Consider the following 13,914-nt stretch of genomic DNA (forward strand, 5'->3'; position numbering starts at 1 on the left):
TGAGGTGAATGCAGCATGTCAAAGCTTCGAATGGGGATGATTGGGGTCGGCGGTATCGCCCAAAGCCGTCATATCCCTACTTTTAAAAAACTGTCAGAAACGGTCGCGCTCGAAGCGGTCAGTGATATTAACACATTGACGGCTCAAACCGTGGCCGATGAATTCAATATACCGAGAGTATTCAGCGACTACAGGGACATGTTCGGGCATGTCGATGCCGTCACGATCTGTACCCCGAATAAATTTCATGCTGAAATTACAATAGCGGCCCTTAAAGCGGGTCTCCATGTATTCTGTGAAAAACCGATGGCGATGACGCCTGAAGAATGCCAGGCGATGATCGATGCTGCGGATGAATCGGGAAAAGTACTCGCAATTGCTTATCACTACCGATTCATGAAAGATTCCCGTGCTGCGAAACGATTCATCACAGCTAACGAAATCGGCGAGCCGATCGTTGCAAGGGCAAGGGCAATCCGCAGACGGAAGGTGCCGGGCTGGGGCGTATTCACGAACAAGGATCTGCAGGGAGGGGGAAGTCTCATCGATTACGGCTGCCACTTCCTGGACCTGGCACTCTGGCTGCTCGGGAATCCGAAACCTGTAGAAGTGACTGGGACTGCCTATAACAAGCTGAGCAGAATGCCGGGAGAAGTCAACCAATGGGGAGACTTCGACCGTGAAAACTTTGAGGTCGATGACCATGTGACGGCTTATATCAAGTTTGATAACGGTGCATCGATGCTTTTTGAAACATCCTGGTCCGCCAATGTAAAAAGCGATGAGGAAAGCTTGAGCATATCCGGTGAAACGGGTGGTGTCGATCTATTCCCCCTTCACATCAATCAAATGAAGCATGGAATGCTTTTGAACAGCGAAGCTGACTGGATTCCCGGTGAAGATGATCCCAGTCTTCCACAAGCCGAAAATTTCATCAACAGCTGTCTCGGGCTTGAAGAGCTGATTGTAAAACCGGAAGAAGCCATGGCTGTTTCCGTGATCGTAGATGCGATTTATAAAAGCAGTGAAACACGTAAAAGCATCACATTGAAATAGGAGGAAGCACAGATGAAATTAGGTGTATTTACAGTATTATTTTCTCAGAAGAATCTTGATGAAATGCTTGATTATGTAAAAGAAGCAGGCTTGAATGCGGTCGAAATCGGAACCGGCGGCTATCCGGGAAATGCTCATTGCGATCTCGATGCCCTTTTGGAAAGTGAAGAAAAACGAAATGAATACCTGCAAAAAGTGACTTCGCGCGGCCTTGAAATCAGTGCCTTCAGCTGTCACGGCAACCCAATCTCTCCGGATGCAGCATTTGCTGAAGAATCGCATGCAGCTCTTGAGAAGACGATCAAGCTTGCCGGTTTGATGAACGTGCCTGTTGTAAACTGCTTCTCGGGAACAGCCGGAGATCATGAAGGTGCCAAGCATCCTAACTGGCCGGTCTCGCCTTGGCCGAATGAATACGGGGACATCTTGAAATGGCAATGGGAAGAGAAGTTGATTCCTTATTGGAAAAAGATGGGACAGCTTGCTGAGGAACATGGTGTCAAAATCGGCCTCGAGCTGCACGGAGGGTTCCTTGTCCACACGCCGTACACGCTGTTAAAGCTTCGCGAGGAAACATGTGACGCAATCGGTGCCAACCTCGATCCAAGTCACCTATGGTGGCAGGGCATCGACCCGGTGGCTGCAATCAAGATCCTTGGAAAAGAAAATGCGATCCATCACTTCCATGCAAAGGATACGTATATCGATCAGGATAACGTCAACATGTATGGTTTGACTGATATGCAGCCTTATGGAAACATCCAGACCCGTGCATGGTCGTTCCGTTCGGTCGGATGCGGTCACAGCCTTCAGGAATGGTCCGACATGATGAGTGCGCTGCGTACTTTCGGCTACGATTATGTGGTGAGTATTGAACATGAAGATCCAATCATGTCGATCGAGGAAGGATTCGGGCGTGCAGTCAAGAATCTAAAATCGATCCTGATCGAGGAACAGCCTTCGGATATGTGGTGGGTGTAGAAGTATATATTTTGGAGAGTGGGGCCCCGGCTTAGGTTTGGGGCTTTTTATTGTGCAGGGATGGAAGGGAGGTTTTTTTGTGGCGTTGGAATGAGGGGCGGGTCTTCAATGGTATTTACATAATTTGGTAAGTGACGGAATTATTTCGATTTCTCAAAGATTATTGGTGAATTCTCGAAGATTAAGGCCCAAATTCGAAAGAATAACAGCCTTTTTTCGAAGATTAATTGGTAAAATTAAAAGATACACGATTTAATCAGCACCTAATGCTCAATAATATATGATATAGGTCATCATAAAAGCCGTTAACCCTACGACATTTATCTAAATGACGCTTCCAGCAGCGTAAATACAACTCACCCATAAAAAATAACCCGAAACCCATCATTATGGGATCCGGGTTAAACATGATATTCTATTTCTGTATGGGATCCGGGTTAAACATGATATTCTATTTCTGTATGGGATCCGGGTTAAGCATGATTCTATTTCTGCAAAACTCAGTCCCAATTCATCCTCCAACCACTTCATAACTACCTTCTCCACCATGGATCCCGATAAACATATCCATCAGAGATTTCGTCAGCTTCTCACCTTCTGCAGCAGGGAGGGAAGGCTTCATGAAAATGATTTGTACAGCGTTGCTCGTTCCATTTCCCACAGGGGCACGGTTGGAATCGACGAAGGGACTGCCGAAAGGACCTTCCTCATCGGCTGCAATGATCAAATTCTCCAATGAGTTTTCCCTTCCGTTCAGTCCGGTGTAAGTTTCTCCCGAATGCCCGATCCTCAACTCGATATCATTCCCTTTGAGCTGATCCAGATCATAGATGCCGATCGGCACCTCATATTGTAAAGAGAAGAAGTTATTCAGATCGATTGCCGAGTTGATGGTGGAAAGATAATTCTGCTTTTTCACGCGACGGTAAAGGGCTTCAGCCGAATGACGGTAGCGGTTCGGGTCTTTACCGGTTTTCTTGAATACTTCCCGCCACTCTCTCACCCCAGAGATGTCCGTCACATTTTTTTCCTGAAGATCGAAGAAGATGGACTCCTGAAATAACTGAAGCCTGCCTTTCAGCATTTGAGGGGATTCCCCCACTTCGATATCATGGTAATGAATAACGCCGATCTTAAAGTCGGGAATCATTGAAGTAATTGAAGAATTGATTGTCATTTCCATTATTTTTCCTCCACATTTCGTTTGAAATAGTTTATCATAATACTCGGTTGTAATCATTTTTAACGTATTCAAGAGTTAGTATATAGATGGAAAGGAGGCGGCTGCTTTGGATTTTGATCAATTGAAAAAGGATATCATCGACTACAGTAAAGAAATCGGAATTGATAAAATCGGCTTTACAACAGCCGATACATTCTCCGAAATGAAAAACAGGCTTCTTCGCCAGGAGATGCTTGGATATCAATCAGGTTTTGAAGAAAAGGACATCGAGAAACGGGTCGATCCCTCTCTGATATTCGACGGGCCAAAATCGATCATCGCCATTGCCCTTGCCTACCCATCCAGAATGAAGGATGCCCCGCAAAGCAAACGGGGTGAAAGACGGGGCATTTTCTGCAGGGCTTCATGGGGGACCGATTATCATGATGTGCTGCGGGATCGTCTTGTTAAATTAGAGGAATATATTGTTTCACGTATTCCACAGGCACGTTTTAAATCGATGGTGGACACAGGTGAACTTGTTGACCGTGCGGTTGCTGAGCGTGCGGGCATCGGCTGGAGCGGTAAAAATTGTTCCATCATCACTCCTGAGTTTGGTTCATATGTGTATCTGGGTGAAATGGTGACAAACCTGCCATTTGAACCTGACGAACCGATGGAGGATCAATGCGGGACATGCAATAAATGCGTGGACGTCTGCCCGACCGGTGCATTGATTGATGGAGGCCAACTGGATGCGCAGAAATGCATTGCATTTTTGACACAGACAAAAGGTTTCCTCGCCGATGAGTACCGGGTGAAGCTCGGAAATCGTTTATACGGATGTGATACGTGTCAAACAGTCTGTCCTGAAAATAAAGGGAAGGACTTTCATTTTCATGAAGAAATGGAGCCTGACCCGGAAATTGCAAAGCCATTGCTGAAACCGCTCCTCACGATCAGCAACCGGGAATTTAAGGAGAAGTATGGGCATGTATCTGGTTCATGGAGAGGCAAAAAGCCCATTCAGCGGAATGCAATCATAGCACTCGCTCATTACAAGGACGAGACAGCGATTGAAGATCTGATTGAAGTAATGGAAAACGATGTGCGGCCAGTGATTCGGGGGACTTCTGCCTGGGCACTGGGAAAAATCGGTGGCAGCGAAGCAGAAAAAGCATTATTGAAACAGAAAACAATTGAAAAAGACGAAGACGTGCTCAATGAAATCGAGAAAGGTCTTCGGCTGCTGGCTGCAGACGCGGGATAAGGATAAATCCATTTTGTATTGGATTTATCCTTTTTTGTTGTGAACAGAGTGTTTCCCTCATAGACATGAAAAGAGGAGGGAAGGCGATGATCAGAAAACTTCTGATGGATCATATCAATCATGTGATCAGTGAATATACAACCCGGGGTCAGACCCGCTTTCAGCATGACAAAGTAAAAAGGAAAAAAGAATCCTGTGAGAAGCGGCATGCCGAAATCGTCAAAGTGGAAGCGGCCGGAAAAGTGAATGATATACAGAAGATGCCCGATGATACCCAGGCAGTCCTCTATGATGTTCATTATAAATACTTAGTGAAACAAGGCTCGTTTCTATATTTAGAAGAAGAAGTTGAAAATCGGAGAGCGGTCTATTATGACGGCAGACTATATAACGATGGTGAAATTCCTTCTGTAGTTGACGCCACAAGCACGAAGGTAGAGTATTCTAACGGAAGCAGTGAGGAAAGGCTTTCGTATCGATATGATAGATTGAAGGCTGTTCAATACGCAGAGAAATGGTGGAACACGTTCAACCCTGCATATCGGAAGTTTGAGAATGACTGCACGAATTATATTTCACAGTGCCTTCATGCAGGGAATGCGCCGATGAGAGGATTCCCATCACAGGGGCAGGGCTGGTGGATGCAGAATAACAGCTGGAGCTATAGCTGGACGGTAGCGAATGCCATGAGGCTGCATCTTCCTGCGTCAACCGTCGGACTTCGTGCAAGAGAAGTGGAAGGTCCGCATAAGCTGAAGCTGGGTGATGTCATTTGCTATGATTTCGAAGGGGACGGCCGCTTCGACCATACGACGATTGTGACAGGAATAGATGCTGATGGGATGCCTTTGGTGAATGCACACACCTTCAACAGCAGGATGAGATATTGGAAGTATGAAGACTCGACTGCCTATACCCCGAATATAAAGTATAAGTTTTATACGGTTGTTGATGATCGATAAGTATTGTCCTCTCATAGATAAATGGTATAATGTCACATAGAGTTTTATGAATGAGGTGACATACATGGGAGTACATGTTGTATTATATCAACCAGAAATTCCAGCAAATACAGGAAATATTGCGAGGACGTGTGCAGCGACTGATACGACCCTGCATTTGATCCGTCCACTGGGTTTTTCCACGGACGATAAAATGCTGAAGAGGGCAGGTCTTGACTATTGGCAGTTTGTTAACATCGTGTATTATGATTCACTCGATGAATTCTTTGAGAAAAACGAAGGCGGAGAATTTTTCTACCTGACTAAATACGGAAAAACTCCGCATTCACATTTTGATTACAGCGTAGAGGAGAAAGACTATTACTTTATATTCGGCAGGGAAACAACAGGTCTGCCGGATGATGTGATCCAAAATAATCTGGACCGAGCACTTCGGATCCCGATGAATGAGAATGTCCGTTCATTGAACCTTTCCAATACGGCAGCCATTTTAATCTACGAAGCGCTCAGACAGCGTAACTATCCAGGGCTTCATCGAGAATTGCCGAAGTAATAAAGAAGGAATGAGAATCATATGATTTTCATTCCTTTTTTCATTTGGCTTATACTATAGGAAAAGCGAATGAAAAGGAGAAATACATAATGAACCAGACGATTGAAACCATCTTGAATCACCGTTCAATTCGAAATTTTAAAAACGAACCATTGACTGGCGAACAGATTCGTACCATTGTTCAAAGTGCACAGGCAGCAAGTACTTCGAGTTATATCCAGGCGTACACCATCATCGGAGTGAAGGATCCCGTTAAAAAGAAAAAACTTGCCGAATTAGCGGGGAATCAAAACTATGTTGAAGAAAATGGACACTTCTTCGTGTTCTGCGCTGACTTGCATCGTCACGAGAATATTGGTAAATGGGAGAACGCTGATGTGATTCCTTCTTTGGAAAGCACGGAAAAATTCATGGTCGCACTCATCGATGCTTCATTGGCAGCCCAGAACGCTTCGATTGCAGCCGAATCAATGGGGATGGGCATCTGCTACATAGGAGGAATCAGGAACGACTTGGAAGCAGTGAGTGAAGTCCTCCAACTTCCGCATCGCGTCATTCCGTTATTCGGACTGGCTGTGGGATATCCGGAAGCTGATACAGACGTCAAACCGCGACTTCCGCTGAATGCCGTGTATCATGAGGATGCCTATATGTCTGATGAAGCAGGGATGAAGGCGGAATTGGACCACTATGATGAAACGATTTCTGCCTACTATCATGAGCGTACAGGCGGCAAACGATCCGACCGCTGGACTGAACAGATGGCGAAAATGCTGTCCGGGAAGAAGAGGATGTATATGAAGGAATTTGTTGAGGGGCGTGGGTTTGATAAGCGGTAATCTGTGATTCAGGGTTGTGGACTCCGCCGGTACTTTAGCTGAGGGATGTCTTCTGAAAAGGGGTTTTGATAATAAAAAGTTGTTTTTGATAATAAAATGGTCTTTTTTGATAATATATCTAGATTTTTAATAATAAACAGTCCCTTTTTGATAATATATCAAGTTTAACCCGGTTCGTTGTAACTAAAATGTATGTTTTATCATTAATTCTTGCTGTTTAAGTGGAAAAAAGCCAAAACACCCCGGAAAGCAATTGCTTTCCGGGGTGTTTTCGCAACTATTAGTTTGAACCTGGCTTGTCGTTATATCCAGCAGTGAAGATTGCTGTCAAGAACGCCGCAGTAACACCTAAAATCATGATAGTACCCATAGTTGGTAACCTCCAGTTTCATATTCCACAGTCTGTCTTTAGTATAGCCTATTTTATCAAAGTTGTGAATGAAAGCGGAATAATTTTGTGACAAATTCATTAACTTCCATTGCGGATGTCATCCATATGGGCTGATGCAGCCTGCAATAGATGGGAGGAACCAGGTGTAAATCCAGACGTCATGTTTAAGGAAAAACGAACGAAATACATCTTCTTAACATGTTAGAGTGAACAAGCGCATAGAGTATATTAATCGTCTCTCATTAAGCGACAGGGGGAGGTCCATATGGATATTTTAAAAAAAGTTGAACATTACCGCGAAGAAGAAGTAAAACTGAAATGGGAAGGGACGTTTGCTCAGTATCTTGAGTTATTGAAGGAGAAGCCTTGGATTGGTCAGTCGGCTCACTCTAGAGTCTATAATATGATCAAGGATGCTGGAGTCGAAGAAGTAGATGGGAAACGACGATATAAATTCTTCAGCAATCAATTATTTGGCTTGGAAGAGGCGCTTGAAAGACTTGTGGAAGAGTATTTTCATCCTGCTGCTAAACGATTAGACGTGAGAAAGAGAATCCTTTTGTTGATGGGGCCGGTCAGTGGAGGTAAATCGACGCTTGTGGCCATGCTGAAACGCGGTTTGGAACAGTATTCACGCACAGATCGTGGAGCCATTTTTGCCATAAAAGGCTGTCCGATGCATGAGGATCCGCTTCATTTGATTCCACAGCATTTGCGTGAGGATTTCCATCAGGAATACGGAATCCGGATTGAAGGAAATCTTTCACCGTTAACGACGATGAGGCTTGAAAAAGAGTACCAGGGCAGAATTGAAGATGTCCAGGTAGAAAGAGTCTTTTTCTCAGAAGATAAACGTGTCGGAATCGGAACATTCAGTCCATCCGATCCGAAGTCACAGGATATTGCGGATTTGACGGGAAGCATCGACTTCTCGACGATCGCCGAATATGGTTCGGAATCCGATCCTCGTGCTTACCGTTTTGACGGCGAGCTGAACAAAGCGAACCGCGGCTTGATGGAATTCCAGGAGATGCTGAAATGTGATGAGAAGTTCTTATGGCATTTATTATCTCTCACGCAGGAAGGAAATTTCAAAGCCGGACGATTTGCGCTGATCTCGGCAGATGAGTTGATTGTAGCGCATACGAATGAAACGGAGTACCGCTCTTTTATTTCCAATAAGAAAAATGAGGCATTGCACTCGCGTATTATCGTAATGCCGGTTCCATATAATCTGAAAGTGACACAGGAAGAGAAGATTTATGAAAAGATGATCGGGGAAAGTGATGTATCCAATGTGCATGTTGCGCCTCATACACTGCGTGTCGCAGCGATGTTCACCATCTTGACCCGTATGAAAGAACCGAAGCGGGGCGACATCGATCTGATCAAGAAGATGCGCCTGTATGACGGAGAAAGTGTGGAAGGCTTCAACTCAGCCGATGTGGATGAAATGAAGAAAGAGTACCAGGATGAGGGGATGAGCGGTATCGATCCGCGTTATGTGATTAATCGGATTTCATCTACGATCATTCGTAAAGAGATACCGACCATTAACGCGCTTGATGTTCTCAGGGCCCTTAAGGAAGGACTCGACCAGCATCCATCGATCACAAATGAGCTGCGCGAAAGATATTTGAATTTCATTTCGCTTGCCCGTAAAGAATATGATGATATCGCGAAAAAAGAAGTCCAAAAAGCCTTTGTGTATTCATACGAAGAGTCGGCTAAGACGCTTATGGATAATTATCTGGATAATGTAGAAGCCTATTGCAACAAAGCAAAACTGCATGATCCATTGACAGGTGAAGAAATCAATCCTGATGAAAAACTGATGCGCTCGATTGAAGAACAGATCGGCATTTCTGAAAATGCCAAGAAAGCTTTTCGTGAAGAGATTCTTATCCGTATTTCCGCTTATGCCCGTAAAGGGAAGAGGTTTGATTACAACTCTCATGACCGCCTTCGTGAAGCGATCCAGAAGAAGCTGTTTGCCGACCTGAAGGATGTTGTAAAGATCACGACATCTACAAAAACGCCGGATGAACAACAGCTTAAGAAGGTCAACGAAGTAGTAGCCCGCCTTATTGATGAGCATGGTTATAATTCTACTTCTGCAAATGAACTGCTGCGTTATGTAGGAAGCTTGTTGAATCGTTAATAGGTCGATGCCAAGAACGGGATGTGATACACATTCCGTTCTTTTTACGGTTTACTAATGGGAAGAGAGGGGAAATGTAATAGTAATAAAAAGAGGTGATGACATGATGAAAAAGAAACATGACCCTGATAAAAACGTTGAACTGGATAAAAACTATGAGCCTGAAAATGGCTCGATGGCACACGATATGGAAGAGATGGAGCAGCTCGGAAAGCAGATGGACAGGCTCCGTACGAATGAGGAATTGAAAGAAGATAAAAAGCAGCCTGATCCCGTTCAATATAAAGAAAGGGATAAAAAATGAAAATATTGACGGAAAAATCAGAATATAATACTCTATAGATAGAGAGAGCCGGGCCCATATCTCATATGAAAGTGGGTGAAGGGGATGTCTTCTAAATCTCAGCCTCGAGAAGAAGCAGAACCTTTTAACGGAAGCATGGCCTCCAATATGGAGGAATTGGTCAAGCTAGGCAAGCAAATGGATAAGCTGCGTTCCAGCGGAGAATTAAAGAACCACAATCGTGTCCAAGATCCGGCTCAATATGAGGAAGAGTAGTAATCAGGTGAATTCACCTGGTTTTTTTTTGCTCTGTTTGATTATGAATCATCTATTGCTGCCGGTGAAAAATAGCAGGAATCACCAGGGGGAATCAACTGCTGGTAAAAAACACAGCCTGAGTAGAAGTCCCTGGCAGATTTATAGACCAATAAATAGTAAAAACAATCAGATTCACAAATATGTCATACAGATTCTTCTGCCAAACTTACATATTGTCATGCATATCTGTATACATATCATAGTATTCATTTCACGAAAAAAAACAGGCTCGTCCAATTTTAAAAAGAACGTTTAATTGTCGAAATTATTTGTAAATTTATCAATACTTCTGCATAGGATAGAGTAATCCCCGATTCATTCCTTTTAGGGGGAAGACAGTAGATTAGGCAGTCAACATAGTGTATGCAGCTTAGAGGAAAAGTGTGAAATAATTTAAGGAGGGGAATAGTTTGAGTCAAATCGATAATCATCAGTTTGTCATTTCCAAGGAAGATTGGGCCCTCCACCGCAAAGGTCACGATGATCAGCAAAGACATCAAGAGAAAGTACAGGATGCGATAAGAAATAATTTACCTGATCTGATCACTGAAGAAAACATCATTATGTCCAATGGCCGTGATGTCGTCAAAATCCCGATTCGCTCTTTAGATGAATATAAAATCCGATACAACTATGATAAAAATAAACATGCAGGGCAAGGAGACGGCGACAGTCAAGTTGGAGATGTAATTGCGAGAGATGGCTCTCAACAGCAGAAAGGTCCCGGAAAAGGTCAAGGAGCAGGAGATAAAGCAGGCGAAGATTATTATGAAGCAGAAGTGTCTCTCATGGAAATTGAAGAGGCATTATTTAGTCAGTTGGAACTTCCGAACCTGAGAAAGAAAGAGCAGGATGTCCAAACAGTGGAACACATTGAATTCAATGATATTCGTAAAACGGGACTTATGGGAAATATCGATAAGAAGAAAACGATGATGTCTGCATTTAAGAGGAATGCCATGAAAGGAGCACCGAGCTTTCATCCGATCATATCTGAAGATCTGAAGTTCAGAACGTGGAACGAAGTATTAAAGCCTGAATCCAAAGCCGTCGTGTTAGCGATGATGGATACAAGCGGAAGTATGGGTGTATGGGAGAAGTATATGGCAAGAAGCTTCTTCTTCTGGATGACACGGTTCTTAAGAACTAAATATGAGACTGTTGAAATTGAATTCATCGCTCACCATACTGAAGCAAAAGTCGTTTCGGAAGAACATTTCTTCTCAAAGGGAGAGAGCGGAGGGACGATTTGTTCATCTGCTTATCGTAAAGCGCTCGAATTGATTGATGAGAAATACAATCCGACACGATACAATATTTACCCGTTCCATTTCTCTGACGGTGACAATTTAACGTCAGACAATGTACGCTGTGTTAAGCTTGTTGAAGAATTAATGAAGGTATCCAGCATGTTTGGATACGGTGAAGTAAACCAGTATAACCGTCACTCAACCCTCATGTCCGCTTATAAAAACATCAAGAATGAAGACTTCCGTTACTATATCCTCAAGCAAAAAGCCGATGTATTCCATGCCATGAGAAGCTTCTTCAAGAAAGAAGAAGAAAAAGCATATGCGTGATAAAAACCAGCCGATCAAGGCTGGTTTTTTCTGTTTTTCCGAAATGTGCCATTACCATTAAAAAATAGTACGCTTTCAAAGAGGTTTGGTGCTAAAATAAAGAGACATGTGTTTCTTAAAAAATATTTGCTGTTTTCTAAACGATCGTTGTCTTCGCACGTTGTTTAACAAGTCTGGATGGAGCGGGTGCACGTGCTTTTTTCGAACTCAAGCTTACACTTTCTTTAAAGGGTATCTTGAGTTAATACAACAACGTTTTCGAACAGCGCCTAAATAATTTGATATGGTGAGGTTTAGAATGACACACGAATCTACGCAAATACTTGAACTGAAAGAGGAAATTGCTCAACTAAAAAAACAACTGGCAGAGTCTGAGGAATTAATTAAAGATATCTCAGCACCGATCATCCCTTCCATCGTTCCTGAAACCATTCTTGTCCCGATAACAGGCCGGCTTTCTCCTGAGCGTTTCGAGATGATCATCACCAGAATCCTGAATGTTTCTTATCAAGAAGACATCCATACTATCATCATAGATTTCTCGGCCATTTCAGAAAAAGAAATCTGTGAATTGGACGTATTCGGCACATATATCGATAATATGGCAAAAGCCATTTCATTGATGGGGGTAGAAGTTATCTTTGTCGGTTTTACGCCTTCTCTTACGCAGATCATCGTCCATTCTGGTTTACAGCAGATCTTGGAAGTGAAAAGCTTCCTTACATTCAGAACCGCTCTTCAATATTTAATGCAGCAAAGAGGGATACAGTTTCAGAATATCCAAGAATAATAGACCAGCCTTAATGGGTTGGTTTTTTTTATTGGGTTTTGATAATTCTTGCAAACTTGAATGCCAGCTGATCTTTTTTATAAAGGAATCCCCGCCTGAAAAGGCGAATATATGAAGAGGGAAATGAATGAAGAAAGAGGGGGTATTGGCATTATGGAATATATCTACATACTGAAACTGATTCCGAGATTACATAAAGAAGAAAATTGGACTGGGGAAGATGAAAAGGTCGTTGCAGACCATTTTAAGAGGTTGAAGGAATATAGGGATCGCGGTGTGGTGATCTTGGCGGGAAGAACATTGAATGAAGAAGAAAATGCATTTGGAATCGTCGTATTCCAAGCGGAAAACGAAGCTGCAGCAGAGGAATTCATGAGGGAAGATCCGTCTGTTAAGGAAGGTATCATGACGGCGGAGCTATTTCCATACCGAGTAGCTTTGTTGAAGGAATCATAGTAGATAAGGAGAATAATTGATGGAAAAATGGATAGAAAACCTGTTTAATGACGCGCTCCTGGAAACAGCGGCAAAGAGATTCGGTTGTGACGCTTCCCGTGCAAAGAAGCTTGGAGATTTTGAAAACTACGTATATGAAGTGTATAAGGAAGAGGCACCATACATATTAAGGTTGACCCATAGTTCACACCGTTCTAAAAAAGATGTCGAAGCCGAACTCAGGTGGGTGAATTATCTGCATGAGAATGGGGTGAACGTGTCGCTGGTGAACCAATCAGAGGACGGGAGACTGGTTGAGGTATTGGAAGCGGGAGACACCTGCTTTTATGTGTGCTTATTTGATAAAGCTCCCGGTAAGCCCGTGAGCATTAAGGATGATCTTTTTGATGAAGAACTGTTTAAAAAATGGGGAAAGATCACCGGCAACATGCATCGGGTCACAAAGGATTATAAAGCTTCAGAATATGTAAGGGAACGCTGGGATGAAGATGATATCATGCAGTATTCCAAATATCTGCCCTCAGATGATGCGGTCATTATCGAAAAAGCAGAGCGAAATAAAAAGAAGCTTCAGGCACTTGAGGAGTCTGCTGAACACTTCGGAGTTATCCACTCTGATATTCATCCAGGCAACTTTTTTTATCATGATGGGGAAATTCATGTGTTTGATTTTGATGACAGCATGCAGTTTTTCTTCTTGAGTGATATTGCGATTCCACTTTATTATTCTGTGTGGTGGAAGCTCGGAAAGGAAAAGCTCGAGGTACGTTCTGCATTTGGAGAAACCTTTTTATCGGCGTTTTTGAGTGGATATTTGGAGGAATATCCGCTGGAAGAGAACTGGATTGATCATATGCCTTCATTTTTATTATTAAGGGATCTGACTCTTTATACGGTTTTCCACAAAAAATGGGATTTGAACAATTTATCTGAGGTCGAAGAGTCGTTACTCACAGGTTTGAAAGAAAGGCTGATGAGCGATGAACCTATCGTCAGTCTTGATTACAAGGCGATTCTAAGGGATGTAAAAGGTTAAAGAACAGATAGGTGAATGAGGACCCTGGCGAAGCTTGCGCTCAGCAGGGTCTTTTTTACGGGGTTGAAAAAGTTTG

Annotated in this window: 14 protein-coding genes; 13 read left to right on the forward strand and 1 reads right to left on the reverse strand. The window is 43.2% G+C overall.

All coding sequences use genetic code 11. The annotated features are described in order from the left end of the window. Positions 1-15: 15 nt before the first annotated feature. Together ACUXV2_RS04395 and ACUXV2_RS04400 are read left to right on the forward strand one after the other, a co-directional pair. Entirely contained in the window at positions 16-1,056 is a 1,041-nt protein-coding gene (locus tag ACUXV2_RS04395; RefSeq protein ID WP_446245835.1) for a Gfo/Idh/MocA family protein, read from the forward strand. Positions 1,057-1,068: 12 nt separating this feature from the next. Continuing rightward, positions 1,069-2,037 (forward strand): sugar phosphate isomerase/epimerase family protein, encoded by a 969-nt coding sequence (locus ACUXV2_RS04400; protein ID WP_446245836.1) that lies wholly within the window; start codon positions 1,069-1,071, stop codon positions 2,035-2,037. A 511-nt stretch (positions 2,038-2,548) separates the two neighbouring features. Here the strand turns inward: ACUXV2_RS04400 and ACUXV2_RS04405 are convergent. After that, positions 2,549-3,220: a B3/B4 domain-containing protein gene (locus ACUXV2_RS04405; RefSeq protein ID WP_446245837.1), complete on the reverse strand. Its 672-nt coding sequence runs from the start codon at positions 3,218-3,220 to the stop codon at positions 2,549-2,551. A 106-nt stretch (positions 3,221-3,326) separates the two neighbouring features. Here ACUXV2_RS04405 and queG point away from each other — a divergent pair, with 106 nt between their 5' ends. From queG to ACUXV2_RS04460, 11 genes are all read left to right on the forward strand, one after another. Continuing rightward, complete coding sequence (gene queG, locus ACUXV2_RS04410; protein WP_446245838.1) at positions 3,327-4,469, forward strand: tRNA epoxyqueuosine(34) reductase QueG; 1,143 nt, start codon at positions 3,327-3,329, stop codon at positions 4,467-4,469. 89 nt (positions 4,470-4,558) lie between these two features. Further along, positions 4,559-5,431 carry an amidase domain-containing protein gene (locus tag ACUXV2_RS04415; RefSeq protein WP_446246999.1) on the forward strand — a complete coding sequence of 291 codons (873 nt, stop codon included), beginning with the start codon at positions 4,559-4,561 and terminating at the stop codon, positions 5,429-5,431. Positions 5,432-5,495: 64 nt separating this feature from the next. Beyond that, positions 5,496-5,984, forward strand: a complete 489-nt coding sequence (gene trmL, locus ACUXV2_RS04420) for a tRNA (uridine(34)/cytosine(34)/5-carboxymethylaminomethyluridine(34)-2'-O)-methyltransferase TrmL (RefSeq protein WP_446245839.1) — start codon at positions 5,496-5,498, stop codon at positions 5,982-5,984. Positions 5,985-6,073: 89 nt separating this feature from the next. Beyond that, positions 6,074-6,823 (forward strand): oxygen-insensitive NADPH nitroreductase, encoded by a 750-nt coding sequence (gene nfsA, locus ACUXV2_RS04425; RefSeq protein WP_446245840.1) that lies wholly within the window; start codon positions 6,074-6,076, stop codon positions 6,821-6,823. A 656-nt stretch (positions 6,824-7,479) separates the two neighbouring features. Beyond that, positions 7,480-9,375 carry a PrkA family serine protein kinase gene (locus tag ACUXV2_RS04430; protein WP_446245841.1) on the forward strand — a complete coding sequence of 632 codons (1,896 nt, stop codon included), beginning with the start codon at positions 7,480-7,482 and terminating at the stop codon, positions 9,373-9,375. A gap of 103 nt (positions 9,376-9,478) precedes the next feature. Beyond that, positions 9,479-9,679, forward strand: a complete 201-nt coding sequence (locus ACUXV2_RS04435) for a hypothetical protein (protein ID WP_446245842.1) — start codon at positions 9,479-9,481, stop codon at positions 9,677-9,679. An 84-nt stretch (positions 9,680-9,763) separates the two neighbouring features. Next, positions 9,764-9,934: a multidrug ABC transporter ATPase gene (locus tag ACUXV2_RS04440; protein ID WP_446245843.1), complete on the forward strand. Its 171-nt coding sequence runs from the start codon at positions 9,764-9,766 to the stop codon at positions 9,932-9,934. A 452-nt stretch (positions 9,935-10,386) separates the two neighbouring features. After that, positions 10,387-11,556: a sporulation protein YhbH gene (gene yhbH / locus ACUXV2_RS04445; RefSeq protein ID WP_446245844.1), complete on the forward strand. Its 1,170-nt coding sequence runs from the start codon at positions 10,387-10,389 to the stop codon at positions 11,554-11,556. 298 nt (positions 11,557-11,854) lie between these two features. Continuing rightward, the gene (locus tag ACUXV2_RS04450; RefSeq protein WP_446245845.1) at positions 11,855-12,346 is read left to right on the forward strand and encodes an STAS domain-containing protein; all 492 of its coding nucleotides are present in this window, start codon (positions 11,855-11,857) and stop codon (positions 12,344-12,346) included. Between the two features lie 153 nt (positions 12,347-12,499). Beyond that, positions 12,500-12,802, forward strand: coding sequence for a YciI family protein (locus tag ACUXV2_RS04455; protein ID WP_446245846.1), 303 nt, complete (start codon positions 12,500-12,502; stop codon positions 12,800-12,802). Positions 12,803-12,821: 19 nt separating this feature from the next. After that, complete coding sequence (locus ACUXV2_RS04460; RefSeq protein WP_446245847.1) at positions 12,822-13,838, forward strand: phosphotransferase enzyme family protein; 1,017 nt, start codon at positions 12,822-12,824, stop codon at positions 13,836-13,838. Positions 13,839-13,914 lie beyond the last annotated feature (76 nt).

This window comes from Rossellomorea sp. NS-SX7 (assembly GCF_052828565.1).